General features: G+C 40.7%; 20 protein-coding genes. 5 read left to right on the forward strand and 15 right to left on the reverse strand.

What is annotated here, in order from left to right:
• Positions 1-10: 10 nt before the first annotated feature.
• The 3 genes from gmd to QWY16_RS14795 form a co-directional block, all read right to left on the reverse strand.
• Positions 11-1,063 (reverse strand): GDP-mannose 4,6-dehydratase, encoded by a 1,053-nt coding sequence (gene gmd / locus QWY16_RS14785; RefSeq protein WP_300989989.1) that lies wholly within the window; start codon positions 1,061-1,063, stop codon positions 11-13.
• The gene (gene fcl / locus QWY16_RS14790; protein ID WP_300989990.1) at positions 1,060-2,025 is read right to left on the reverse strand and encodes a GDP-L-fucose synthase; all 966 of its coding nucleotides are present in this window, start codon (positions 2,023-2,025) and stop codon (positions 1,060-1,062) included. Before fcl ends, gmd begins: the two co-directional genes overlap by 4 nt.
• Positions 2,026-2,115: 90 nt before the next feature.
• Complete coding sequence (locus tag QWY16_RS14795; protein WP_300989991.1) at positions 2,116-3,435, reverse strand: nucleotide sugar dehydrogenase; 1,320 nt, start codon at positions 3,433-3,435, stop codon at positions 2,116-2,118.
• Positions 3,436-3,810: 375 nt separating this feature from the next.
• Between QWY16_RS14795 and QWY16_RS14800 the strand changes: the two genes are divergently transcribed.
• On the forward strand, positions 3,811-4,635 hold the full coding sequence (locus tag QWY16_RS14800; RefSeq protein ID WP_300989992.1) for an aldo/keto reductase: 825 nt from the start codon (positions 3,811-3,813) through the stop codon (positions 4,633-4,635).
• Between the two features lie 425 nt (positions 4,636-5,060).
• On the opposite strand, the gene QWY16_RS14805 is transcribed toward QWY16_RS14800, so the two are convergent.
• From QWY16_RS14805 to QWY16_RS14815, 3 genes are all read right to left on the reverse strand, one after another.
• On the reverse strand, positions 5,061-6,887 hold the full coding sequence (locus QWY16_RS14805; protein WP_300989993.1) for an asparagine synthase-related protein: 1,827 nt from the start codon (positions 6,885-6,887) through the stop codon (positions 5,061-5,063).
• A gap of 33 nt (positions 6,888-6,920) precedes the next feature.
• Entirely contained in the window at positions 6,921-8,210 is a 1,290-nt protein-coding gene (locus QWY16_RS14810) for a lipopolysaccharide biosynthesis protein (protein WP_300989994.1), read from the reverse strand.
• Positions 8,211-8,993: 783 nt separating this feature from the next.
• Positions 8,994-10,157 (reverse strand): CapA family protein, encoded by a 1,164-nt coding sequence (locus QWY16_RS14815; protein WP_300989995.1) that lies wholly within the window; start codon positions 10,155-10,157, stop codon positions 8,994-8,996.
• A 543-nt stretch (positions 10,158-10,700) separates the two neighbouring features.
• Here QWY16_RS14815 and QWY16_RS14820 point away from each other — a divergent pair.
• Positions 10,701-11,411 (forward strand): NERD domain-containing protein, encoded by a 711-nt coding sequence (locus QWY16_RS14820; RefSeq protein WP_300993466.1) that lies wholly within the window; start codon positions 10,701-10,703, stop codon positions 11,409-11,411.
• Positions 11,412-11,564: 153 nt separating this feature from the next.
• Here the strand turns inward: QWY16_RS14820 and QWY16_RS14825 are convergent, their stop codons facing one another.
• Entirely contained in the window at positions 11,565-11,987 is a 423-nt protein-coding gene (locus tag QWY16_RS14825) for a CBS domain-containing protein (RefSeq protein ID WP_300989996.1), read from the reverse strand.
• Between the two features lie 338 nt (positions 11,988-12,325).
• Positions 12,326-13,777: an amidase family protein gene (locus tag QWY16_RS14830; protein ID WP_300989997.1), complete on the reverse strand. Its 1,452-nt coding sequence runs from the start codon at positions 13,775-13,777 to the stop codon at positions 12,326-12,328.
• Positions 13,778-14,025: 248 nt separating this feature from the next.
• On the opposite strand from QWY16_RS14830, the gene QWY16_RS14835 reads away from it, so the two are divergent.
• The gene (locus QWY16_RS14835) at positions 14,026-15,084 is read left to right on the forward strand and encodes a mechanosensitive ion channel family protein (protein ID WP_300989998.1); all 1,059 of its coding nucleotides are present in this window, start codon (positions 14,026-14,028) and stop codon (positions 15,082-15,084) included.
• 58 nt (positions 15,085-15,142) lie between these two features.
• Here the strand turns inward: QWY16_RS14835 and QWY16_RS14840 are convergent, their stop codons facing one another.
• From QWY16_RS14840 to QWY16_RS14855, 4 genes are all read right to left on the reverse strand, one after another.
• Complete coding sequence (locus QWY16_RS14840; protein WP_300989999.1) at positions 15,143-15,928, reverse strand: ABC transporter ATP-binding protein; 786 nt, start codon at positions 15,926-15,928, stop codon at positions 15,143-15,145.
• A 431-nt stretch (positions 15,929-16,359) separates the two neighbouring features.
• Positions 16,360-18,159 carry a M3 family oligoendopeptidase gene (locus tag QWY16_RS14845; protein WP_300990000.1) on the reverse strand — a complete coding sequence of 600 codons (1,800 nt, stop codon included), beginning with the start codon at positions 18,157-18,159 and terminating at the stop codon, positions 16,360-16,362.
• A 166-nt stretch (positions 18,160-18,325) separates the two neighbouring features.
• Positions 18,326-18,736 carry a YbjN domain-containing protein gene (locus QWY16_RS14850; RefSeq protein WP_300990001.1) on the reverse strand — a complete coding sequence of 137 codons (411 nt, stop codon included), beginning with the start codon at positions 18,734-18,736 and terminating at the stop codon, positions 18,326-18,328.
• A 161-nt stretch (positions 18,737-18,897) separates the two neighbouring features.
• Positions 18,898-19,323: an S-layer homology domain-containing protein gene (locus QWY16_RS14855; RefSeq protein ID WP_300990002.1), complete on the reverse strand. Its 426-nt coding sequence runs from the start codon at positions 19,321-19,323 to the stop codon at positions 18,898-18,900.
• 419 nt (positions 19,324-19,742) lie between these two features.
• Here QWY16_RS14855 and QWY16_RS14860 point away from each other — a divergent pair, with 419 nt between their 5' ends.
• Entirely contained in the window at positions 19,743-20,564 is an 822-nt protein-coding gene (locus QWY16_RS14860) for a neutral zinc metallopeptidase (protein WP_300990004.1), read from the forward strand.
• 80 nt (positions 20,565-20,644) lie between these two features.
• Here the strand turns inward: QWY16_RS14860 and QWY16_RS14865 are convergent, their stop codons facing one another.
• Positions 20,645-21,625 (reverse strand): glycosyltransferase family 2 protein, encoded by a 981-nt coding sequence (locus QWY16_RS14865; RefSeq protein ID WP_300990005.1) that lies wholly within the window; start codon positions 21,623-21,625, stop codon positions 20,645-20,647.
• A gap of 380 nt (positions 21,626-22,005) precedes the next feature.
• On the opposite strand from QWY16_RS14865, the gene QWY16_RS14870 reads away from it, so the two are divergent.
• Entirely contained in the window at positions 22,006-23,541 is a 1,536-nt protein-coding gene (locus QWY16_RS14870) for a glucosyltransferase domain-containing protein (protein ID WP_300990006.1), read from the forward strand.
• Between the two features lie 105 nt (positions 23,542-23,646).
• On the opposite strand, the gene galU is transcribed toward QWY16_RS14870, so the two are convergent.
• Complete coding sequence (gene galU, locus QWY16_RS14875; protein ID WP_300990007.1) at positions 23,647-24,528, reverse strand: UTP--glucose-1-phosphate uridylyltransferase GalU; 882 nt, start codon at positions 24,526-24,528, stop codon at positions 23,647-23,649.
• Between the two features lie 304 nt (positions 24,529-24,832).
• Positions 24,833-25,507: a carboxymuconolactone decarboxylase family protein gene (locus QWY16_RS14880; RefSeq protein ID WP_300990008.1), complete on the reverse strand. Its 675-nt coding sequence runs from the start codon at positions 25,505-25,507 to the stop codon at positions 24,833-24,835.
• Between the last annotated feature and the right edge of the window lie 11 nt (positions 25,508-25,518).

A 25,518-nucleotide genomic window follows, 5' to 3' on the forward strand; every position in this document is an offset into this window, starting at 1 on the left:
TCCCCCCTCATTAATCGAACATTTTCCTCTCGGTGCCTTCTTGCTCTACTTTTTTCATATCTGCTTCTACCATGATTCTCACCAATTCTTGAAATGAAGTTCTTGTTGGGTTCCATCCCAGTAAAGTCTTCGCCTTTGTCGGATCCCCCAATAACTGATCGACTTCTGCTGGGCGAAAGAACTTCGAATCGACTTCAACGACTACATCACCATTTTTCTTGTTTAATCCTTTCTCCTCCACTCCATGCCCTTTCCACTCCAACTCAATGCCCGCTTGGCGAAATGCGAATTCCACAAATTCACGTACTGAATGCATCTCCCCCGTAGCGATAACAAAATCTTCAGGCTTATCATGCTGGAGAATAAGCCACATGCATTCTACATAATCTTTCGCATACCCCCAATCGCGACGGGCGTCCAAGTTCCCTAGACTCAGCTTTTCCTGTTTTCCTTGTGAAATCCTTGCTGCCGCAAGAGTGATTTTTCGTGTCACAAACGTTTCTCCGCGCCGCTCTGATTCATGATTAAAAAGTATGCCATTAACCGCAAACATATTATATGATTCCCTGTAATTCTTTGTTATCCAATATCCGTAGATTTTTGCTACACCGTATGGTGAGCGTGGATAAAAAGGAGTTGTTTCTTTTTGTGGAATCTCCTGAACCTTGCCAAAAAGTTCCGAGGTAGAGGCTTGATAAATTCGAGTCTTCTGAGCCAATCCAAGCATCCGTACTGCTTCAAGAATTTTCAATGTCCCTGCCGCATCAACTTCCTGTGTGTATTCTGGCATTTCAAAAGAAACTTGAACATGTGACTGAGCTGCCAAATTATAAATCTCATCCGGCTGCAGACTGTTGATTATGCGGATAATATTTGATGTATCAGTTACATCCCCATAATGCAAATAAAAGTTTTTCCTGCTAATTACTTCTTCTAGCCTCTCTTGGTTGTATGTAGAGCTTCTTCGAATAATGCCGTGTACTTCGTAATCCTTTTCCAGTAGGAACTCCGCTAAAAAAGAACCATCTTGACCTGTTATTCCCGTTATCAATGCTTTTTTCATATACCCCTCCGCTTGTTCGCCATTAATGTAGCATCTGCTTCATTTTCTAAAAACCAGTTATATGCTAAAGCTAACCCTTCTGACAAGGAAGTAGGTGCCTTCCATCCCATGCTTCTCAGCCGGGAGACATCGACCAGCTTCCTCGGTGTGCCATCCGGCTTTTTGGTGTCGAAAACAATCTTTCCATTATAGCCGACAGTTTCTTTCACTTTCTCAGCCAACATGCTTATCGGCATGTCTTTCCCTGTCCCGATATTAATAAGCTCACTGCTTTTATAATTATTCATAAGAAAAAGCAGAGCATCCGCCAAATCTTCCGAATACAGAAATTCACGCCGTGGTTCCCCTGTTCCCCACACCACCACAGCTTCATCTCCTTTTACTTTTGCTTCGTGGAATTTTCTTATCAAAGCCGGCAAGACATGCGAACTATGCAAGTCGTAATTATCATATGGACCATACAGATTAGTAGGCATAACCGAAATAAAATCGGTACCGTATTGTTTGTTATAGGCTTCGCACATTTTGATGCCAGCGATTTTAGCTATGGCATATGGTTCATTGGTTGGCTCAAGTAATCCCGTTAAAAGGGACTCTTCTCTCATCGGCTGTGGAGCATACTTCGGATATACACATGTGCTGCCAAGAAAAAGCAGCTTCTTTACACCAAATTGATGTGATGCATCAATGACATTCGTCTGTATCATCAAGTTATCCCGAATAAAATCTGCCGGAAATTCATTATTGGCTATAATTCCTCCCACCCGCGCAGCTGCCAGGAAAACATAATCCGGCTTTTCTTTTTGAAAGAATTCATCTACTTCTTCCCGTCGTGTCAAATCAAGCTCTTGACTTGTTCTGTACACCAGATTCCAGTATCCTTTCTCTTCTAGTTTCCGCTTGATCGCCGAACCTACAAGCCCCCTGTGACCTGCTATATAAATTTTCGAGTCCAATTCCATATCATCTTCACCCTTTCATATCCCAAAAAGGAAATAACATTTTACCATCGTTTGAGATTATCGATTGCACCTGTTCCTGCTAACATCTCTCTAAAGTGACCAGTAATGTATACCATGCTTTTCTACATCTGTTTGATTCAATATACTCTTCACATCAATCAACACCTTTTCATCATCGCAATGCTGTCCAAACAACTTATTGTAATCTTCAGAAGCCATCTCTTTAAATTCTTCATGTGCCACAGCAAGGACGATACAGTCGACTTCCTCAAGCACTTCGATGTCAATCAAATCGATATTATATTCTTCTTTTGCCAGAATTTTATCCGCTTGCGGGTCAACCAAATAGGGCTTTATTTTGTACTCTTCAAGTTTTTCAACAATGTCGAATACCTTCGAGTTCCGGATATCCGGGCAGTTTTCTTTGAACGTAACACCCAATATAGCAACTTTCGCCTGTTTGACTTGTTTATTAGCAAGAATCAATTTCTTAATAATTGCTTCTCCGATAAAAGCGCCCATCGAGTCATTAATTTTTCGGCCGGATAGGATAATCTGAGAATGGTATCCCAGTTTTTGAGCCTCATAGATGAAATAATATGGATCCACTCCTATGCAATGGCCCCCAACCAACCCAGGATAAAATCCAAGTGAGTTCCATTTCGTGTTCATCGCTTCCACGACTTCGGACGTTTTAATGTCCATCTTGTCAAAAACTATTGCAAGCTCATTCATAAAGGCAATGTTGATATCACGCTGGCTGTTTTCTACCACTTTCGCCGCTTCAGCTACCTTAATGGAGGAAGCCTGATGAATTCCTGCCTTCACTACTATCTCGTAAAGTTCTGTAATCATCACGAGACTTTCATCATCGATTCCTGAGACGATTTTTACTATGTTCTCCAGTTTGTTAACTTGATCCCCCGGATTGATCCGTTCAGGTGAATAGCCCACTTTGAAATCAACTTTAGACACAAGACCGGATTCCTGCTCCAATATCGGTATACAAACATCCTCTGTGACTCCCGGATAGACAGTCGATTCATACACGACAATTGAGCCTTTCACTAAATTCCGTCCAATTATTTTGCTCGCCTCTTCAACAGGCTTAAGATTCGGACTCTTATCACTATTGATAGGTGTAGGCACTGCAACAATATGAATTTTCGCTTGGCGCAGGTCCTTCTCATCAGCCGTAAATAAAATCTGGGCCTGTTTAATCTTTTCATTTCCGACTTCTTTAGTTGGATCGATGCCAGACTTGTACATATCGACTTTGTCATTATCTAAGTCAAAGCCAATTACTGACACATGCTCAGAAAATGACACAGCCAGCGGCAAACCTACATATCCAAGCCCAATAATTGATATCTTCTCTTTCTGGTTTTTGATATCTGAAATCAAACTCATGTCCTTTTCTCCCCCATCGGTTATTAAATTCAAAAAAAGTTATTAACACGTTATTTTAATTTAACAACATAAACGACGAAATATCTATACTTATTATTGAATATTCAGATTTTTTTATACAATTTCATATTATATGAGTATTTTGTAATGTCTTTTATCTATTAGTTGGTTTTATTTATAATTCCATTTAGTTTCTGTATTTTTAAAAAAGGGGAAATCATAAAACCTGCTTCTAGTTAAAAGTTTTTATCCGTTCCTTCAAGGCACATCAATATAATTCTTGGTTTGCAAGAGAGTCAATTTAAGAAGGTTAATAATTATGATTGAGGGGTATTTAATAATTCAATTCAATTTACTAAAAAGGGGAAATGCAAATTGAAATTTGCAACTTTAAACAATGGATTAAAAATGCCACAACTTGGCTTCGGAGTTTGGCAAGTGCCGGACGATCAGGCAACCACAGCTGTATCAAAAGCAATCGAAATAGGCTACCGTTCCATCGACACGGCAATGATTTACAAGAATGAAAAGGGTGTCGGAAAAGCAATCAAAGATTCCGGTATTTCACCTGAAGAGTTCTTCATCACGACGAAGGTCTGGAACAGCGATCACGGCTATGACAACGCATTACGCGCTTATGAAGAAAGCCTAGAGCGTTTAGGCCTTGATTTTGTCGATCTTTATCTGATTCATTGGCCGACACCAAACTACGATCAATATGTCGATACATATAAAGCCCTTGAAAAGCTTTATAAAGATGGACGTGTTAAAGCGATTGGTGTTTGCAATTTTGAAGTTGAGCATTTGAAGCGCCTACTGGCAGAATGTGAAGTGACGCCTGTCTTAAATCAGATTGAATGCCATCCATACTTGGCTCAAAACGACTTGAAGGAATTCTGTGCGAAACATGATATTTTTATTGAAGCTTGGAGCCCACTAGACCAAGGTGGCGAAGTGCTTCAGGACAAAACTATTCAGCAAATCGCACAAGCTCATGGCAAATCACCGGCACAAGCGGTCCTTCGCTGGCACTTGCAAAACAATACCATTGTCATTCCGAAATCTGTAACACCATCCCGGATCAAAGAAAATTTTCAAGTATTCGATTTCGAATTATCAGTTGATGAAATTGAACAAATCAATGGACTGAATATAAACCGCCGCAAAGGCTCCCATCCGAATGAAATGCATATGGGTTAATATTTTTACGTTGTTTAAGTTATAGAACCATCCGCCTGATTGACACACTTAAGAACGTTGAACATCAGATTTAAGCAACCCAAAAAAATAAGCTCAGTATTTCATCACGCTTATTATTAATTTGCTTTAGTGATGTATTTCATCTTAAGTAACCGATATATCTTTCGGGTTCTTGCAACAAGTATTCAAAGTATCTCTGGATTTAGAGGAAATCATGTCACGCTTCAAAATCCCATCAAAAGTTACGGTAGCAAGAGAAAGCAGCTTCACATCAAGGATTTGAATTTCGCTTATATCCCGCCTCAGTTTATGTTTGCTTCCGCTTAATTTTTCCCATAAAAAATAGCCCCTCTACTGTAAGTTTAATAATTAACAGTAGAGGGGTTTATTTACTAGGGCAATTGAAGAATGTTTAAAACACTTTATTATTTCAGACTCATAATAGAGGTCAGTTTCATATCTTCTTTTACTAAGTCTTCTTCAACTAATTCCGAAATTTTCTGATTACTATATAAAGTTTGCAGCAAATTTATTTTTTGAGTTACCGTAAGTTCATTGCTTTTAAAAACTTTATTTAAATCTTTCATAATGAATACATCATCCATTACGATGCTGCCATTGCTATATTTTTCAATATATTTTTTAACTTCCTCGCTCTCAAAAAGCAAGTCCCATTCACCCCATGGCCCTTGGTATTCTTTAACTAGCCCAATCTTTGTAGAAATCTGTTGATATCCCCACACCCAAAATTGAATGAAACTATTGATATACCACGGGAAATATGGCAATCGTCCATCTGAATGAAATAGCCATTTTGTTTTCTTAAAATAAGGTTTTGCCGTTTTATGAAAAAGCCGGCGATTAAGCATCCACTTTTGGGATGCCATCGCGCTTATCTTCACTACATGGTTAGCCATAAAAGGTTCGTAACTTCTGAAAAGACGACGATTTACATGTAAATTAGGAATCGCGTAATTCATCGAACTCGGCCAGAGTTCAAACCATTCTTCGGCTGTTTTTTCCCGAAAACTGCGTACGAAATTTAAGTGTTCGGTACGTCGCTTAGCAACTTCTTGTAGAATTTGTTTTGAAAAGACAGAACTTATGATTTGATCTCCCCTCGAATGGTTCCGCCTTTTCATTTGGGGCATGAAAGGTAATCGTCCAATCACTTTCGGCTTTACTATACAATCTCCTTTTAACAATGAATCGGAATAAAAGCCTCCAAATACTGCCCGAAACTTCAATAAATTGCTTTTCTTATAAAATTTTAATGTATGAGCATGAATATATTCAGCTCCATCGCCAATCATATCTGCTGCTGCCGGTAAAATCTCCAAGTAATGTGTTTTTTCACGTGTAAATAAATTGAACTGTACTCCGTAAGCGTCTGCAGTCTTTTTTGCTCTAATTCCTTCACGGTTCATAGAATTTAAATAGATGAACGCTTCTCGTTTGCTCTGATTTGGCAAAAGACCAGACAATAATCGAGAATCTTCCCCTCCACTAATGAATTGTGCAATATTAGGCATACCTTTCGTCACTTTTGCGACATAAACTTCCAACGCTTCTCTTAAATCTTCCGCTGCTTTATCGATTGACAGTTTATTTGAACATTCCGCCGGAATCCAATAAGATTCTGACTTCAAAAGTGTAGTTGCAGGTTTCTTGAAATGTATGGAAGCTGGAGCGATTTGAAACAAATGTTGATAGACTGTGTAAGGGTACGTCACAACTCCCGATAGGATGAAATCAACTTTAGCTACCACATCAACGTTTAAATGTTGATTTGCAGCTCTCGCAAGTGCATCAGAATGAGTAGATAACATTAGTGTACTGGTATTTTGATAAACGAATACAGGTATGAAGGACATTATATCTGTAATGCAAAAAATCTCAGAAGTCTTTTTATTAATGATCAGTATATTAAAAGGTCCGCTTAAATCTTCATCCCAACACATTTCCCCTTTTTTCCATCGATTAAAAATAGCTTTGGTTCCTTCAGTACTGGGATCTTCGTTCAAGAATAAATTATCTCGAAAATATAGAACCGGACCGCCGATTACGACACAAAGATAATCAGAGTCCTCATATTCGTTAAATCCGTTATATAAGTTTCTGCTGACCGCTAAGGATCCCCAATTTCCATGATATTCTTTGACTTCTGGAAAGTCCTCGTGATAAATCAAATGGATTTCCTTTTTTAAAACTCCCGCTTCCGTCATTTGATTCGAATAAATAAAATCACTCATTTTATCCCTCGTTTCCCTTAAGAAGTAGTTGCTTTAAATCTTTTGATCGTGTTTTTTGCTAATATGTAAAGTAATTGCAATGAACACTACATTTAGAATTGCACCTGTAATGGAAAACAGGGCAATAGCAATCAAATCGCTCTTATATACATAAAACCCGATGACCAATGCTGCAATTCGACTCACCAGCGTAACGATGGTGCTGCATAATTGAAATGCTTGGGCAGATAAAGCTGGCAAGGCTGTCACACTTGCTTTATTTAAAAATTTAAAAAAGGACCAAAGTGCAATCCACCTTGCATATTCACCAGCCATCCCCCACTCATCACCAAAAACAAAACGGAAGAGTGCTGGCCCGTAGAAAATTACAATGATATAAGGCAGGATACCGACAACACCTAAATAATAAGTCGCTTTCTTAATTAGATTCGTCATCTTTTCTCCATTATTTGCTGCTTCGGATATTCTGGGATAAAAAACATCTCCGACAGACTTGCCGATCAGTTGCGAAGGAATCGATAGTACAGTGTAGCCAATTGAATAAAAACCAGCCGAAGCAGGGCCAAAAAAACTGGCTAGCAATATGATTGGCAAGCCTTGAGATACGGCGTCTATAAAAACCTCTGGTGCTCTGTATAACGGAAAATCTTTATGTGTAAATGCCAGCTTTTTAATTAATTCAATTCTTTTCTTTTTAAGTTTGAAATCGAAATTCTCTCTTTTATTAGAAAGAGCAATCATCATTGCCGCCTTTAAACCAATTCCAAATGTCGATAAGAAAATAAGTACAGCAGCATTCGGATAAAAAACTCCAATGAAAACCATGCTTCCCTGTAATAGCAAGGCTTGTAGCACTGCAACTTTTGCAGTCACTTTAAATTGTTTTGTCCGGATTAGCCAGCTTTCTGCTATTTGCAAAACTCCTGAAAACAATGCAACGAACGGAAGAAGAAATAGAAATGGGGAGATGTCTTCAAGATTGAACAAGTTGATAATCTGATTGTAAAACAATAACAGCATAATGCTTAGAAACCCTGCACTGAACATGGAAATCAAAAAAGAAAGCTGAATCAGTCCTTGAGTATCCTCTTCCTTCTTCGGTAGTACAATGGCAATTGGATAAGTCAATGCTGATACAGGTCCAACAATAATCACTATAGCCATGAAAGCCCCCATTAATCCGTAGGCTTCAGGGCCGTACAACCTTGTAATAATAGGGGATAAGGCCATATACACAATTTGAGCCATGGCAGTACCTGTTGCTACAACTATGACATTGCGCACAAACGGCTTATTGGTTAATTTTTCAACTTGGCTTCTCATCTTACGTTTTATACCGCCTTCCTTTTTCAGAGGGAGAGTCCTTTTTTATTATTTTTGAAATTGATAAGTGCAATATTAACTGGAAATATATTTCATCTAATATCCCTAAATAGCCAAATGCTTTTTAAAAAATATCTTTTACTTTCAATATTTTTTCCTTATAAGACTGATGGAGAAAAAGAACCGAAAAATCGATTGATTTTGATATCTAATTATGACAATTATGTAAACAGCTTTGTTTTTACAAAAATTACAATTTCCTCCTTAAATAAAAATAATTTCTTTTTCGCTAACAAAATATATTATTAAATAATAAAATGACATTCGAAGTACCTTTTTATTTCTATCATTCTATCATCAAATCTTTCTATTAAAAAGAAATATATTTAAATTTTCTAAATAATCAGTAAAATATAAAAAGATTTAGATTTTACTATAGTCCTCCCATAGATTATATAAAAAGGTATAACATCTGCTTTTTGAATACCGATCTATTTATTTGTTACTTCTCAAAATTACAATTTTATTCATCTTGATCCAAAAAGAGGAAATAATAAGGTTTTAATTTCTTCATAACGTCAGGCGTCCTTTTTTCTATTTAAAAAATTAATCCCCCCTTGTGAAATCCTCAAATTTCAAAAGGGGTTAAATGATTACTTAGTTGAAAGTTTAGTTTTTTTTACTTTAAAGCGCTATTTCTATTCAATAATACAACTGAGAACAAAACTAAAAGTCAAAATTTCCTTTATATTGAAATATCTGGGTTTAATAAAAAAGCCTGTATTATAACTCCACATTGTCCTGTTTTTTTCTAAAGTTTTGTTTCAATATGGTTTGTATGACTTCATTATGTGCATCGCAACGGAGCATATTCATGGCTAGCATGCGTTCCCTATCAGAATATAGGAAATCAATTAAACGATTTTTCAATAGCCGGTTAATCTTATTAAAAATTCGGCCCTTTCCAAATAACATGGAATAATATAAGGAGACATGACTGTGGGAAAAATCTTCCCACAATGCATTTACCTGTTCTGAATGCTGCAATGCCTTAGACATTTCATTCATCCTCCTCAGTCTCTCGCCAGCTTTGTTTTCGTTCGCCAGCCCTACTCCATCTGCATTGGCATTCAATAAGATAAATCTTATTTGAGGCTTAACTGCTCCAATAATTGTGATTTCCACCAGTAATCCTTCATTCCATTGTTGATCACCGTCCTCCCAACCGAAGACAGCATTCCCTTGTCCGTAAAGTATTGTACTTCCATTTACTTCTTCGTACGTACCAATACAATGGCTATGTTGACATATTACTAAATCTGCACCAAATTCAGCCATATTCCTACATTTCTTCTGCAATAGTGGTGATGGATAAGGGTAATGCTCACTTCCCCCGTGGTATAGGACAATTAAAAAATCGCAGTTTTTCTTGGCACTATCTATATCTTTAATGGAATCAAAATAATCAAAACGATTAGCTCCTGCTTGGTTCGATGTGGCCAGATTAAATTCAGCTTCTGCAAAACTTAAGATTCCGATCATTTTATCTTTTACTGGAATGAAAAGCGGTTCTTTTGCGGCTTTCGAATCTCGTCCACTTCCAACTGTCCGAATTCCTAACTTTTCACAAGTTTCCAGAGTATCAATGACCCCTTGTGTTCCATAATCGAGAATGTGGTTATTTGCCATGGAAAATACATCTATCCCACCTTTTTGAAGTGTTTCTAAATCTCTTGGTAATGCCTTTAAATTCGGTCCTGTCTTCATTATTGGTTCATTGCTTTCCGTAGCTGGCGCTTCCAAATTAGCAATAGTAAGGTCAGCTTCTTTTAATCTGTTCACAGCTCCACCAAGAACCTGTTCAGGATCTTGACTATCAAAAAATTTTCGGTAATCTTTTGTTGGACAAATATCTCCTAAAATCGCTATTTTTATTGCTTCTTCCATATTCGGATGCTCCTTTTTTTTAATGACTTTAAATACGATTACTAAATATTGTATTTCTTTCCTTCTTCCCATTCCTCGCAATTTCTATATTCATTTAAGTATCGGTTCGTTCATTTTTCAAACTTCTGCAAAATCTCTGGTACTGAATAATGAAAATAAAAGAAAGAGCTAAACTCTTTCTTTTGAATCTATTTTAGCAATAAAAATAGAAAGAGACTATTACTTATTAAAAATTTTGAATATTCAATTATAATTTTCCGAGTATATTATTCATTTATGGCTTAAAATTTCGGCCATAGGGTCCTGCAAAGCTTCTTACCATGGCAAAAATTAAAAAGTTAGCCTGAAATTTTCATTTTCCTGAACTCGTCGTCAGCAGAAATTTCTCTTATGAATATCGCCATCTAATTTCCTGACACAATTGTTTTTCTTCAATTAATGTAAAAAAATTAAAATACTATTCCAATATAAAACGTTAAATGAGATAATGTACCTAAATACAATTACCTATATATAATTATGCCATTTTCCTTTTTATTTCTTATGATTCTAGTAGCTGCTGTCTTAAAATCACCGCTTGTAAAAGGTTTTTTCGGAGAACTTGGAGTCCGTTTCGCTTTGAGGAAACTCGATAATGAAGATTACAAAATCCTCCACAATATCATGTTAAGTGATGGCAGCAAAACCACTCAAATCGATCATGTCGTTATTGGCCGGAATGGCATCTTTGTCATTGAGACGAAAAATTATCAAGGCTGGATTTTCGGTTCCGAAAAAAGCGCTAAGTGGACCCAAACCATCTATAAATCCAAAAAGCAGTTCCACAATCCCATCCGCCAAAATTTTGGCCATATCAAAATGCTTGAACAGCATTTCCCGGGATATCAACATCCGATGGTTTCCATTATTAGCTTTTCAAGCAATAGTACGTTAAAAAAAGTGGACATTCAGTCTTCACACATACATGTCCTTCATACAACCGGCATCGTAAGTGCGATTCAATCCTATAAGGAATCTCTGCTCACCAGACAGGCGATCGCCGCTTTTGCTACGCACATTGAAAACGCCAATATCAAAGACCCGAAAGCGAAAAAGCAGCATGTCCAGACCATCAAAGAAACGCAGCAAAAGAAAAAAGGCCAACTCTCCGCAAACATCTGTCCCAACTGCGGTGACCCACTCGTTACAAGAACCGGAAAACATGGCCCATTCAAAGGCTGCTCGTCTTTTCCAAAATGCCGGTTTACTGCATAAAACATTTTTTAAGGAGCAGCTAAAATCCATTCCTTCTTTGAATAAAAACAGCAATTTAATTTCCAATCAAATTGTCCATACGAAAACCACGCTTGTTATCCAATGGAAAACAAGCGTGGTTTTTAAATGCAATTATTTTATTTTCTAAACTTCTTAGCTTGGCTCAGCTGGTTTAGAAATATCTTCAATGGCTGAACCGGCATGCATATCAGATGGATCTTTCACTGCAACATCGCCAAGGGAGACAATCCCTACCAGTCTGTCGCCTTCCACAATTGGCAGACGTCGAATTTGATGTTCAGCCATCAGATCAGCCGCTTCTTCCAAATCCATATCCGGCGTTCCGGTGACCAAGTCGGAAGAAAGAATTTGTCTTACGGGTGTATCCAAAGAAAACTGGGCAGCGATGCCTCGGGTGACAATGTCACGGTCGGTGATAATCCCTGCTAATTTTCCGTTGTCCACAATCGGAATGGAGCCGACATCCAAATTCAGCATCCAAGTCGCAATTTCCTGAAGTGATGTATCAAGTGTGCATGTTTGTACATCTGTTGTCATAATTTCTGTTACTTTCATGAGAAATGCCTCCTATTAGTTTTGTTGACTCTTCGTTAGCCCAATTCATGAAGTCCAGCTCTTATGCCCCCAAACATCCTCTACATACCCAATTGACTTTTAAAATGCTTTTAACCAATCAACTAACAGCCTATTTATGCAGATTATTGAATCGAAGGTTTTATTGGTTTGTTTCATCCGCCACCTCCTCAGATTTTTTCACCTATATAGTTCCCGCTTCTTTTTTAAATAAACTGCTTCCTTAGTCATGAAACTAGAGCACTAACTGGCTTTAGCACAAAAACAGCCGCTCCAGGAATCCATTGATTCTTGCGGGAACGGCTGTAAGTCAACATCCTTTATTCAAACTTCGGAGCAACGCGGTTTTGGGTCGCCTGCTCATACGCGTAGGCCAGTTCAATCAGCCGCGGTTCACTGAACGCAAGGCCGCTGAATGTCACGCCAACCGGCAGCCCTTCACTGGTGTAGCCAGCCGGCACAGTGATTGACGGATAGCCGGCTTTTGCCGGCATAGCTGCTCCACGGTTGTTCTGGAACAGCAGAGCGTCAAGGTTATGCTCGACCATCACCACATCAATGCCTTCAGCGGCAGAAGTTCTAAGATCGGTGGCACGATGCTCCAAATAAGTCGGATCAATCGGATCTTCGCTCAGTGCCAGCGACCTCTCCAGTTCAACCTGCCCGAATTTCATCCGGACAGCAGACTCTTGTTTATTGAATTCGATGACGTCAGCAAGCGACTTCACCGGCACCGCATCCGGGGTTTTGCTCAAATAATCGTTGATGCCCCGTTTGAATTCATACCACAGCACACCCGATTGAAATTCCTGAACAGGAATCGTTACTTTCTCAACGATTGCTCCTTGCGCTTTCATATCTGCAATCGCAGCTTCCATGATGGCCCGTTCTTCCGGCTCCTTGTCATTCAGGAAGCTGATGTCCACACCGATTCTTGCACCTTGCAATCCATCCTTTTTCAGATGGGCCGTATAATCCGGCAAGCCCACGCCAACACTGCGTAAAGTCGCCGGGTCCCTTTCGTCGACTCCTGTCAAGATGCCCAGTGTAATGGCCGCATCCGCCACTGTACGCGCCATTGGTCCCGCTGTATCCTGGCTTTCTGCAATCGGGATAATGCCTGTGCGGCTGACCAACCCGACTGTCGGCTTGATGCCGACAATTGAATTGGCGCTCGCTGGACTTAAAATTGAACCTGAAGTTTCCGTGCCGATGCCGACAACTGCAAAATTTGACGCGATGCTCGCCCCGGTTCCTGAACTCGAACCGCCGACACTTCCGGCTTCAAACACATCCACTCCGTAAGGGTTGAGCACTTGGCCGCCGAGTCCGCTGTAGCCGCTCGGCACATTTTCCGTCATGAAATACGCCCATTCGCTCATATTGACCTTGCCGAGGATAATTGCTCCCGCTTGTCTCAGCTGTGCAGCCACAAAAGCGTCTTCAACCGTGAAATTGTCCTTGAGGGCAATCGCTCCTGCTGTCGTCGGCATGTTGTCTGTCGTATCAATATTGTCTTTCAGCAGCACCGGAATCCCATATAACGGGCCTTGCCCTTCCTGGCCGCGCATGCTATCCAGCTCTGCTGCTATTTTCAAAGCGTCAGGATTGATGGACAGCACTGAATTGATTTTCGGTCCGTTTTTGTCGTACTTTTCGATTCTGTCCAAATAAACCTGGACCAGCTCCACTGAAGTCAGCAGCTGTTCTTCAAAAGCCTGCTGGATTTGGCTGATTGTTGCTTCTTCTATTTCGAATGCTATTTTTTCCATGGTCGTTTGCCCCTGTTCTCTTTAGAAATCTTTGCAGCACTTTCCGGTTTATTAAGTAAAGGAAATCAGCTTCCGCCTTCTTTTCTATTATATTAATTAATTCCGAAAATAAAACAAAAATTCTAACCAGAAGAAATATTTTAATATTTCTGGAGAAATTTTAGACGTTTCTTCCTATCATTTTGTTTTAAAAAGCTTTACAAGGGGAAAATTTATAGTAATACCGTTCATTGAAATGGGGAATCAACATGGACAATACCCAATTATTCGATGGCATCGAGTTTTTAAAGACACTTTCTTTGATAGATTTTCTTATGTTTTTCATTTACCTCTCCTTAATTTTCGCCTTAAGGACCTTCCTGGTGTTCCTTCTGCAAAAGTCTTTTACATCCAAACGCTTTAAAGAGCGGATATTTCCGTTCGTTGAAGATCTATTGAACTGGCTCGCTATCTACGGAGCAATCTTTTTTTTCCTGTTTTATTTTTCAGAAGAACAATGGCTATTTTATCCGTTTTATGAAACGGATGGCATACAAGTGTCGGTGTTCCTAATAGTGGTCGTCGCTATAGCTGTCAGCTTTGCCGGCCGCCTGGTAAGAGCATTGAACCGGTATGTGATGCCTTTTTTCTACGTGCAATTTGATGTAGATGCCACCACGGGCTATACCATCAACCGGCTCCTCTATTACATTGTCATGTTCATTGCATTGGCTCTTGGGTTTACGACAGTCGGCCTCGACCTGTCAGCGCTCGGCGTCATCTTCAGCGTGCTTGGAATCGGGATCGGTTTTGGTATACGGAACATCGCCGCAAACTTTGTTTCAGGGATCATCATTCTTTTTGAACGGCCGATGAAAGTAGGCGAACTGGTGGAAATTGATAAGAATATCGGCCAGATTACAAAAATCACGCTCCGCTCCACTGTCATTGAAACTTTAAAAAACGGCACGCTCATTGTACCCAATCAGTACTTTATCGAACAGATCGTCAAAAACCGTTCCAGCGCAAAGCTTTTTGCCCGTGTAGTCGTCAGCGTGGCCTATGGCAATGACACTGAAAAAGTCGAGCACCTGCTCTTGGAAGCGGCAGTAGCAGAGATGCAGTTTGTGCCTGGCATTCCCAATGAGCCGCCGGACGTCCGCTTTATCAACTTTCGGGACTCTTCGCTCGACTTCGTCGTCGAAGTCCGTGTCGTTGATGTCGAGATGAAAGAACAGCTGGAAAGCCGCATCCGCCACGCAATCGCTGATATTTTCATCAAAAACGATATCAAGCTCGCTGAATATCCAGTTACGAAAGAAATATAAAAAAGACCCCGGCCAAGACCGCCATCAAACAAAGCGGACTAGAGCCGGGTTCTCGTTTTTAAATTTTCACTTTCGAAAGCAGTGGCCGGCCTTGATTCCAATTCACTTCAACCGGAATTTCGAAAAACTCGGAAAGCTGTTCGCTCGTTATCATTTCTTCCGTATTGCCGGAAGCAAACACTTCCCCGTCTTTCAATAACAAGGTTTTATTGAATTCCGGCAGGATTTCCTCAATATGGTGAGTCACATAAATGATGGTCGGAGCATCCGGCTTTTGCGCGATCCGTTCAATGGCCTCGAGCAGCTCTTCCCGGGCAATAAAATCCAGCCCATTCGTCGGTTCATCCAGCACCAAAAGCGATGGCTCTCCCATCAGCGCACGGCCAATCAAGACCCGCTGCCGCTCACCATGTGACAAGGTTTCATAACTCCGGTTCGCATAGTCAAGGCAGCCCAGTTCCTTCAGGATTTCTACTCCTTTTTGGTCAATCTCTTCTGTCGTCTCTTCATATAATCCGATAGAAGCATAAGCTCCGCTCAGCACCACTTCATAGGCGTTGTCATATGGGCTTATTTTCTGCTGAAGCGACGAAGAAACAAAACCGATCTGCTTGCGCAGTTTCTCGGAAAGATAGGTTTTCCCAAACTCCAGGCCGAGGACGCTCACTTTGCCAGTTGTCGGAAAAAAGTAAGCATTGATCATATCAAGCAGCGAAGTCTTGCCGGCACCGTTCAAGCCGTAAAGTACCCAGTGCTCTCCGCGTTCCACTTGCCAGTTGACATTATTCAGCACCGTTTTCCCTTCTCGCCTTCTTGTCACGTTTTCAAGTTCCAGAACCTTCATCCTTATGCCCCTTTCCTAAACCAAAATACTTTTGTCTCTTCAAAACCAATTAGCCTGAATTTTTATCGACGTTTTTTTGTTTGCAATCGGTGTTTCTCGATTTCCTATCGGTGTTTCTAAGTTTTCTATCGACGTTTCTCCGATTTCTATCGGTGTTTCTGTAATAAGCAGTCCATGGAGATCAACAGATACTATTGGAAAGCCCTCCGCCAGGGCGAAGGCCCCTTTAAACCAGAGCGCTTTTTGCTTAAGCAAAAAAACCTTTATCGACGTTTCGGACAGGTTCTATCGCTGTTCTTTAGGTTTTTATCGGTGTTTCTCCAATTCTTATCGACGTTTCTCAGCTTTCTATCGGTGTTTTCAAACTTTCTATCGACGTTCACCAAACACCGATATAAAACCATGCCAAGCAAAAACAACGCAAATCCCTCTTACCCGACAACCACTTCCGTCAACTCCAAAAACTCCTCCACATCTTTCACACAAACCGCAATCGCATCTTCCCAGAATCCAGTCTGTTCCAAATCAACTCCCAAATGCTTTTGTGCCAGCTGTTCGACTGTCATGCGGCCGGTATCCCTCAACAGCGCATTATAGGATTCTTCGAAACCGCCTTCAGTTTCCAGCGCTTTGGCATAAATCCCTTGACTGAACAAATAGCCGAATGTATACGGGAAGTTGTAGAACGGCACGCCCGTAATGTGGAAATGCAAAGTCGAAGCCCAGAAAGTCGGATTATAGCTGGCAAGTTCGCCACCGTAGGCTTCCTGCTGCGCCTCCAATGCAAGTTGATTTAAGCGTTCCACCGAAACTGCCCCTTTTTTCCGTTCTTCATAAAAGCGCGTTTCGAACAGGAAACGGGAATGGATATTCATGAAAAACGCAATGCTTCTCTTGATCTTGTCTTCCAGCAACGCAATTTTTTCTTCATTAGAAGAAGCATTTTTCACTGCAGCATCGGACACGACCATTTCTGCGAAAGTGGAAGCAGTTTCGGCGACGTTCATGGCGTAGCGCTGATTCAATGCTTCCGTATCATTCATGACATGCTGATGATAGGCATGCCCGAGTTCATGAGCAAGCGTCGAAATATTCGTGGCGGACCCGGAAAACGTCATAAAAATGCGGGTCTGTTCACTGTCTGGAAAACTTGTGCAAAATCCGCCGGGACGCTTTCCTGGGCGGTCTTCCGCTTCAATCCAGCGTTTTTCAAATGCGCCTCTGGAAAACTCGGCCATTTGGGGGCTGAACCGCTCGAACTGCTCCAGAATAAAAGCCGCAGCTTCATCAAAGCTGACTTTTTGCATGGATTTGGTCAGCGGTGCATTCAAATCATGCCATTCCAGCTTTTCAACGCCAAGTAGCTGCGCTTTCCGCCGCAAATAAGAAACAAAAGGTGCTTTATGCTCGGTGATTGTTCCCCACATGGCATTCAAGGTTTTTTCGCTCATGCGGTTCAGTTCCAGCGGCTCTTTCAATACATTGTCCCATCTCCGGTGCTTGTAAGTCTGCAGCCGGAATCCAGCCAAGTTGTTCAAAGTTTCGCTGAAGAGCTCCGCTTCTTCCTGCCAGGCGCTGCTTATTTTTTCGAATACTTCTTGGCGGGCTTCTCGGTTGGGTGTGCTCATGCGGTTCGCCGCCTGGCCCATCGACAATTTTTTAATCTTGCCGTTTTCCATATGTTCGATGCTCATTTTCCCGACAAGGCTGTTGTACAGCTGATTCCAAGCCGCATAACCGTTGACCGATAAATCATTGATCAGGACTTCCTGCTCGAGCGGAAGCTTTTCCTTGGCTTGCACTCGCCGTTCATTCAGCGCAAACGTCACTGGTTCCAAACTCGGCTGTTCAAGTAAACCTTGCCACACTGCGTCTTCTATTTGGAGAAACTTCTGGTCCAACTTTGCCAATACCGAAGCAAAAGCAGCCCCCAGTTCACTCCGTTTTCCGGAAAGTATTTTTGCTTCATGGTCATTGATATCCTGTGCAGTCAGGCAACTTGTGAAAGCTCCGATTTCCCGCAGTTGTTTCGTTGTGCTGTCCAATAGCTCAAGAAGCAAAGACAGCTCTCCTGTTTGTTCCGATCCGCTTGGCGGGCTGAGACTATCCACCAGCTCGGCCAATTCCTTCAAATTGGCTTCGAATTTCGCTATGTATATCTTCAATTCCTGAGACGTGCTGCCTCCTTTGAAAATTGAGTCCAAGTTCCATGTTGTCTCATACTGTTTCATTTATTAATCTCCCCTTTGTTTATAGGTGCTGATTCAATCTTAGTTTAAAAATTCTTACTATTCAAGTTGATGAACATACAAAAAATTCACCCCTTAGAGCTACAGCCCTTAGAGATGAAGATTTATTTATTATGGACTCTCAGTCAACAAGTTAATTTTCAATCCGCTACAACTCATAAAATTCCGGGATAATCCCGTCAATGGTCTGCTTCATAAGCGAAATCATCTCCAACACCGCACCCGGATCAATCTCTTTTTCACTGTAAGGCAGCGAATAAACAGCCGTGACACGGCCTTCTTTTTCTGTCAACTTAACGTAGCGGCAATAGATGTTCAGCTTGTTCAATAATTGATGAAGACCTGCTCTTTTTAAAAGGCTCGAAACGTTAATGAAATCAATAGCTCTTATGTCGATAACGTGTTCGTCCTCAAAGATCATCACTTCGAATATGACTGGAGAACCAATTGCCAAAGTACCCACAATCGTAAAAAAGACTTCTCCAGTTTCTTCCGTTTCCTCTTTCACTTGAATTCCTGATTCTTTGAGATGGTTTCGAAAAATCATTGCATTGGACATGCCAGTACCTCCTTGCTACAAATCAACCATACGACTTAGCCATTCCATCATAAATGAATAGCCTGAAAAACAGCAACCGCTCTCAACGAAATCCTAGGATTTCGTTGAGAGCGGTTGTTTCATTGAATAGCATCAATGTAGCCTTATCCACAGCTTAAAAATTATTCCCTAACAGCAGTAACTTCAGCGAATTGGTTGTCTTCATTTTTCTGCAGCTCTAAAGCCATAATCAGGATTTGCGCAAGTTCTTCATGAGTAAGAGTTTCCTCAGGTTTGAATGTCCCATCCGGATAACCATCGAATAATCCTGCTTTGGAGGCTGCTGCAATATAATCTTTCGCCCAATGGGTTGCTCGGACGTCGTTATAAACGGTTTCCGTCGCCGGAATCGGCAACTTTAATGCCATGGCGAACATTTTAGACGCTTCAGCCCGTGTAATATTCGTTTCCAACTGGGAATCATCTGGCGTCACCGCATAAGAAGTTGGCGATTCAACAGCTACTTCTGCCGTTGCCATTAGTTGCCAACTTATCACAATCAATGGAATTAAGAGAAAGGCGAGGATCTTTCTTAGATGCTGCTCCATTATGAGCCACTCCTTGAGTTTCGGCACAGTCGCTGCCGGTAATAGCTTGCCTCCCAAAAATCCCAGACAGCTCTAAACCCAACAAAAGAAAAAACCAGTTGTTCTTTTCAACATAGGCATTCTCCTTTTTGAAATTACATCTACTAACCTGAATCACCTACTAGTGTTCCAACCACATAATCCTTATGTATCATCATAAAATAATTATAATAACTTACTATCATTTTAACATAAATATGATAAAATCATAGTATATTTTAGAATATTCTGATAACAGTAATTTTTGAAATAAACTGTAATAAAACTTGCCACTGAAAGAAACGTACATTTTATAAATTACTAATATCAGCTACCTGCTGAGCTGAACAAATCCCGAGCTATATTCGATTTTTCATTCCAATAGACAGGAGATGCTGACCATGAAGAAAAAAACTTCAAAACTGCTGGTTGCTGCATTGTTGACAATTATATTGGCGGGCTTCGGGAATTTTCAAAATCCGGTAATTCATGTTTCAGCAACTCAATTATCTTTCGCTTCACAGCCGTATAGCCTGTCTCCGGGAGTAATGCCTGCACCCGACTATCAAACGGACCTGCCTGCGGACCATTCGATGTACGATTACCTGGTCTATTTGGTGAATGATGTGGATGCGTTTTGGTCACCGATCATGATTGGCGCTGGCCATGCAGATCCTTTTGCCAATTACTCGTTCCCGGCTCCTGGGGAACCGGTGAATACCAATTGCGCTTTTGAAGGTGACTTGGAAAACCCTGCCCAAGCCTTCTATTGCGGATTTGATGACCAAATTGTCGTCACTCAGGAAATGGCCAGACAAATCTGGGAAGGCACATATAAAACCAATTCCGATCCATCGAGCGACTACAGTGCAGGCGACTTTTCAGTAGCCTTTATCGTGGCCCATGAATATGCGCATAATTTGCAGACAGAGTTGGGCTGGCTGCCGATATACGAAGATGAAGAGCCTTTAGCGACTTCCAGAAGCCTTGAACTGAACGCGGATTGCTTGGCCGGTGTCTGGGCAAACTCCGTCTACCATCGCGGTCTCCTCGAAACAGCGGACATCGAGGAAGCTATGAGGACGTTAGCCGACATTGGCCAGGACCCTTCAGTACTGAACCCGACACACGGCACGCCACAGGAACGAACAGAAGCGTTCATGCTTGGTTATAATGATGGATCGGCCAGCAGCTGTGATCCTTATTTATTTAATCCGTATTAAGGTTTGAAATCACACCGCCAGACAAAAAATCCACGTCATTGAACTTTAAGTTCAATGACGTGGATTTTATTGTTTTACCCTTAATGGACGTTCTCATACTGCTTATTTTTTCTTAATGCAACCGGCGAATAATATTCACTGACCAAATAAACCGGCCGCTCTTTAGTCTCATTGAAAATTTTCCCCAAGTATTCGCCAATGATGCCTAAGGAAACTAGCTGGATTCCGCCTAAAAACAGAATAACCGTCATCAACGAAGGATAACCTGGCACAGGGTTTCCGAATACTAAGGTCCGGACAAAAATGAATAACATGAAAAGCAGTGCGCAAGCGGAAATGATGATTCCTAAAAACGAAGAGATCCGCAAAGGAGCTACTGAAGAGGATGTAATCCCTTCTACCGCTAAGTTAAAAAGCTTCGAGTAATTCCATTTCGTCGTACCGGCTGCCCTCGGTTCCCGGTCAAACAAAAGTTCTTTTTTATTAAAACCGATCCAACTGAACATTCCTTTAGTATAGCGCTGGGATTCACGCATTTGCTTTAAAGCTTCAATGCATTTCCGATCCAATAGCCGAAAATCACCCGTGTTATTTTGAATAGGGATGTTCGATACCTTTTCTAGAATTTTATAATAAGAGTTGGAAGACCATTTCTTAAACCATGTCTCGCCCGCTCTTGTATTTCTTTTGGCGAAAACGTCGTCATAACCTTTTTCCCAGTAATAAATCATTTGTGGAATAAGTTCAGGAGGATCTTGCAAATCCGCATCGATGACAATCATTGCATCTCCGTTCACATGGTCAAATCCAGCCAACATGGCGACTTCCTTGCCAAAATTCCTCGAAAGATTTATGTAAGAGATTTCTTCATATACTAAGGATAATTCTTTCAGCATTTCGAGTGTTCGATCGGAACTCCCGTCATTAACAAATAAAAATTCAAAATCATATTTAGGCAATTCTGCCGTAACATCTTTTAAGCGTTTGAGAAGAGCAGGAAGCACTTCTTCTTCATTGTATGCGGGGATAAGAATGGTAATCAGTTTGTTAATGTTCTTCACCTACTTTCAAAATGTGCAGCATTAATACTCATTATAACACAAATTTTAACTTTTTTTCTTTATTATGTTATATTATGTCATTATTCTTCCATAATATTCTTTGTTATGATATAATTCCATAGGTTTATAAAAAATCTTGTTGCCAGGACTAAGAGATTCTAATCATGTTCGAGCGATGTCAAAGGTTTTCATTTTGAAAAACTTATCTAAGTTTATGAATCAGAGAATCCTGATCGGCGAACAACAACTCAAAAGTTGGGAATCTTCATCGTTTCTGTAATTATGTACTATTATACTAACCTATTGTTAATCTCATGTTTCTAATTTTGCTTTAAGCAAGGTCTACCATAATTTAAAATAATTTTGAAGAGGAGAAAATAATGCCAGAACAACTTATGGCCAAATGGCTGCATGCTATAAAACCACAGTGGAAAGTAGCTTTCATTAGCTCATTGATTTTTGGCTTCCTGACTCATATGTACATATTTACAAACACTTTACCCAATCATGATGGATTGGTTAATGGATATGCCACTCAAGAGAAATTTTCATTAGGCCGCTTCTTTTTGAGTCCATTCAGCGGCATTAGTTCGTTTTTTGATTTACCCTGGATCAATGGATCTCTTTCAATCTTGTATTTAGCTTTGACTGCTGTTGCTCTTACTATATTTCTTAACTTAAAGAAAAAGATTTCCATTGTATTGACCGCCGGGTTGCTTGTAACTTTCCCGACCATTTCATCGACATTTTCTTATATGTTTACGGCTGATGGTTATATGTTTGGTTTTTTGCTGACAGCTCTTGCTTTAGTAGTCACTAAAAAATATAAATATGGCTTTATTCCTGGAGCTTTGCTTTTTTATATGGGAGTCGGAGTTTATCAAGCCAACCTTCCACTACTTTTAACTTTAATTGCAATATTTTTAATCAGTGAAATTCTTTGCCATAGAATTCCTTTTAACAGGCTTACCGTTTATATGGGACGTTTTTTCGCTTTAACAACGATAGCGATGGCGTTGTACGCAATCACGTTTAAATTGTATACTAATTTCTTTGCTGGGGAAATCTCTGATTATCAAGGCTTAAACAAAATTGGAAGCAGTTCAGCTACAATATCAGAACGTTTCACCTTAATCCGTGAAAGTTTTAATGAGTTTTTTTTCCGCGGATTTGCAACAGATGTTCCTTTTAATTTATTTGAAGTACTTAATGTTTTTGTTTTCATCTTAATCATTATCGGTTTCTTCTGGTTTATCTTTCAAAACAAAATTTATTCTCATTTACCGAATCTTGTGACAGCCATTCTGCTGCTTTTAAGTTTGCCTTTACTAGCTTATTGTTTGTACTTCGTTTCTTCTAATGTAATTTATCATATGCTGATGGTCCTTTCCTTATTAAGCTTTTACTTGCTTCCGGTAGTTTTCTACGACAATTTTTCGAAGCCAAATATAAGCTCTATCATTCTTTCCTGGAGCACGGTTTTGCTTACTTTACTCATCGTATTCAACTTCGCAGTTATAGCCAATATTTCATATTTCAATGCAAATTTAAAGTATGAAAGATCGTATGCTTTATTAAACCGGATACTTGACAGAATTGAAACAACTGAAGGAGTTACTCAAGAATCGAGATTCGCCTTTTTAGGGAGAATATCGTTGGACTCAAACATTAGCGACACTCTAGTCCCGGAAAACATTCCTAAAATGACAGGTTCACTTGGATCAAGATTTTTAGTTGCACCCTACCATTACAATGCCATGCTGAAAGAATATTTTGGCATCTCCCTCAAAATGATTTCAGAAGAAGAAAGACAGAAATTGATCAAAAGCGACTTATATGATGAGATGGAAGTTTGGCCTGCTGCCAATTCCGTTAAGGTGGTCGGCAATACTGTGCTTATTAAATTAGGTGAATAGTATAATAAGAAAAACAGCCCATTCAAGTTCAAGTAATATACTTTGAATGGGCTGTTTTGTTTTCTCCACTTACAGAAAGAGAACTGATCATAAGAGACCAAGGTTTTACTTTTTGCTCGAATAAGACTCCTGAAGCTTCTTCTCAAATAGCTCTAGCAGCGGTTCCCGTAATTCCGGTCGCTTTAAAGCGAACTCTATCGTTGTTTCAATGAAACCGTACTTCTCCCCCACATCAAAACGGCGGCCGTCAAACTCATAGGCATAGACTGGTTGCACTTCATTCAGCTGCTGGATGGCATCGGTCAATTGGATCTCCCCTCCTGCTCCGAAGTGATGCTCGCCGAGGAAATCAAAGATCTCCGGCGTCAAAATATAGCGGCCCATGATGGCGTAATTGGACGGTGCAGCCCCGGATTCCGGCTTCTCCACGAAGTGGTCCACAGTGATCAGCTTACCGTCCACCGAAATTGGATCGATGATGCCGTAGCGGTGGGTATCTTTCGGCTCAACCTGTTGAACGCCGATGATGCTGTGGCCGGTCTGCTCATATTGGGTCATCAGCTGCGCCAGGCATGGCTCGTCGTTCTCGACGATGTCGTCGCCGAGCAGCACCGCAAATGGTTCACTACCAATGAACTTGCGGGCCGACCAGATGGCATGCCCCAGTCCGAGCGGCTGCTTTTGACGGATGTAGTGAATTTCAACTTTGGACGTTTGGAGGACCGAATCAAGCATATCGAGCTTCCCTTTTTCGCGCAGCGCAGTTTCCAGCTCGAAAGCATGATCGAAATGATCCTCAATCGAACGCTTGCCTTTACCGGTGACGATGATGATATCTTCAATCCCCGAGGCGATCGCCTCTTCGATGATGTATTGGATAGTCGGCTTGTCCACAATCGGCAGCATTTCTTTCGGCATGGCCTTCGTCGCCGGAAGGAAACGTGTTCCAAGTCCGGCAGCCGGTATAATCGCTTTTTTCACTAGCATAGTCTGCATCTCCTAACCTTCTGTCTGTAGTTAATCTTTTTTTACGGCTCATTTTTTTACATATGCTGTAAAAATTATAACATGATACAACTTAAAATAACTTTTTATAACAATATTTCATATGAATGTAACACTTTAAAATTTTCTTTTTAGTTTAAGGGAGGAGTAAAACAAATTACTTCTTTTCATAAAATAGGCAACAAATCTCAAAAAGCGGCCTTCCAGAGAACTCATTAACTCTGTGAAAGACCGCTTTTTTAAATTATTTCGTTGGATTACGTTTTACTGCTAGATAGCAGCACCATCATTCCTCATCAAAAGCATTCAAGGCATTAACGCCATGCGCAAGTGCCGAGCCGGCTTTTAGCGCTGTCGCGACAAAAATGGATTCTGCCACTTCTTCTTTCGTTGCGCCTTTTTTCTTCGCTGCTTTGACATGAAGGGAAATGCAGTAAGGGCAGCCGGTTGTATGGGCAACCGCCACAGCAATCAGTTCTTTTTCTTTAGCTGACAATAAGCCGTCTTTCAGCGACAAGGTATCGAAATTGACAAATGCGCTGAACGCTTCGCCGTTCAATTTCGAGAATTCTGCCAAGCGGCTGAAATACACTTCTTTGTACAGTTCTTCATCCGGGTTTTCATCATAGGCATTGAGCGCGTTGACGCCGTGTGCCATGGCAGATCCCGCTTTTAAAGCCGTCGCCACCATTATCGTTTCAGCCATTTCTTCTTTTGTCATATGGAGCTTTTTCGCATTTTTGACATGCAAGTCGATGCAGTACGGGCATCCCGTTACATGCGCTACGGCCACGGCGATCAATTCTTTCAGCTTAGCGGACAATTCATTTTCCTGAAGTGCAGCCACATCAAATTGGACAAAGGCTTTAAAGGCTTCCGGAGCCAGTTTCCCGAACTCAGGAAGGCGGCTAAAATTCTTTTTCTCGTACAAGCTTTTATTGTCAGTAGTGTTAATAGTCATTTTTATCTACT

The organism is Planococcus shenhongbingii (assembly GCF_030413635.1).
Taxonomy (GTDB): Bacteria; Bacillota; Bacilli; order Bacillales_A; family Planococcaceae; genus Planococcus; species Planococcus shenhongbingii.

What these genes read in the sequence shown, in the direction of transcription:
- gmd (WP_300989989.1), bottom strand. Translation starts at nt 1,063, where the DNA reads ATGAAAAAAGCATTGATAACGGGAATAACAGGTCAAGATGGTTCTTTT.
- fcl (WP_300989990.1), bottom strand. Translation starts at nt 2,025, where the DNA reads ATGGAATTGGACTCGAAAATTTATATAGCAGGTCACAGGGGGCTTGTA.
- QWY16_RS14795 (WP_300989991.1), bottom strand. Translation starts at nt 3,435, where the DNA reads ATGAGTTTGATTTCAGATATCAAAAACCAGAAAGAGAAGATATCAATT.
- QWY16_RS14805 (WP_300989993.1), bottom strand. Translation starts at nt 6,887, where the DNA reads ATGAGTGATTTTATTTATTCGAATCAAATGACGGAAGCGGGAGTTTTA.
- QWY16_RS14810 (WP_300989994.1), bottom strand. Translation starts at nt 8,210, where the DNA reads ATGAGAAGCCAAGTTGAAAAATTAACCAATAAGCCGTTTGTGCGCAAT.
- QWY16_RS14815 (WP_300989995.1), bottom strand. Translation starts at nt 10,157, where the DNA reads ATGGAAGAAGCAATAAAAATAGCGATTTTAGGAGATATTTGTCCAACA.
- QWY16_RS14820 (WP_300993466.1), top strand. Translation starts at nt 10,701, where the DNA reads ATGATTCTAGTAGCTGCTGTCTTAAAATCACCGCTTGTAAAAGGTTTT.
- QWY16_RS14825 (WP_300989996.1), bottom strand. Translation starts at nt 11,987, where the DNA reads ATGAAAGTAACAGAAATTATGACAACAGATGTACAAACATGCACACTT.
- QWY16_RS14830 (WP_300989997.1), bottom strand. Translation starts at nt 13,777, where the DNA reads ATGGAAAAAATAGCATTCGAAATAGAAGAAGCAACAATCAGCCAAATC.
- QWY16_RS14835 (WP_300989998.1), top strand. Translation starts at nt 14,026, where the DNA reads ATGGACAATACCCAATTATTCGATGGCATCGAGTTTTTAAAGACACTT.
- QWY16_RS14840 (WP_300989999.1), bottom strand. Translation starts at nt 15,928, where the DNA reads ATGAAGGTTCTGGAACTTGAAAACGTGACAAGAAGGCGAGAAGGGAAA.
- QWY16_RS14845 (WP_300990000.1), bottom strand. Translation starts at nt 18,159, where the DNA reads ATGAAACAGTATGAGACAACATGGAACTTGGACTCAATTTTCAAAGGA.
- QWY16_RS14850 (WP_300990001.1), bottom strand. Translation starts at nt 18,736, where the DNA reads ATGTCCAATGCAATGATTTTTCGAAACCATCTCAAAGAATCAGGAATT.
- QWY16_RS14855 (WP_300990002.1), bottom strand. Translation starts at nt 19,323, where the DNA reads ATGGAGCAGCATCTAAGAAAGATCCTCGCCTTTCTCTTAATTCCATTG.
- QWY16_RS14860 (WP_300990004.1), top strand. Translation starts at nt 19,743, where the DNA reads ATGAAGAAAAAAACTTCAAAACTGCTGGTTGCTGCATTGTTGACAATT.
- QWY16_RS14870 (WP_300990006.1), top strand. Translation starts at nt 22,006, where the DNA reads ATGCCAGAACAACTTATGGCCAAATGGCTGCATGCTATAAAACCACAG.
- galU (WP_300990007.1), bottom strand. Translation starts at nt 24,528, where the DNA reads ATGCTAGTGAAAAAAGCGATTATACCGGCTGCCGGACTTGGAACACGT.
- QWY16_RS14880 (WP_300990008.1), bottom strand. Translation starts at nt 25,507, where the DNA reads ATGACTATTAACACTACTGACAATAAAAGCTTGTACGAGAAAAAGAAT.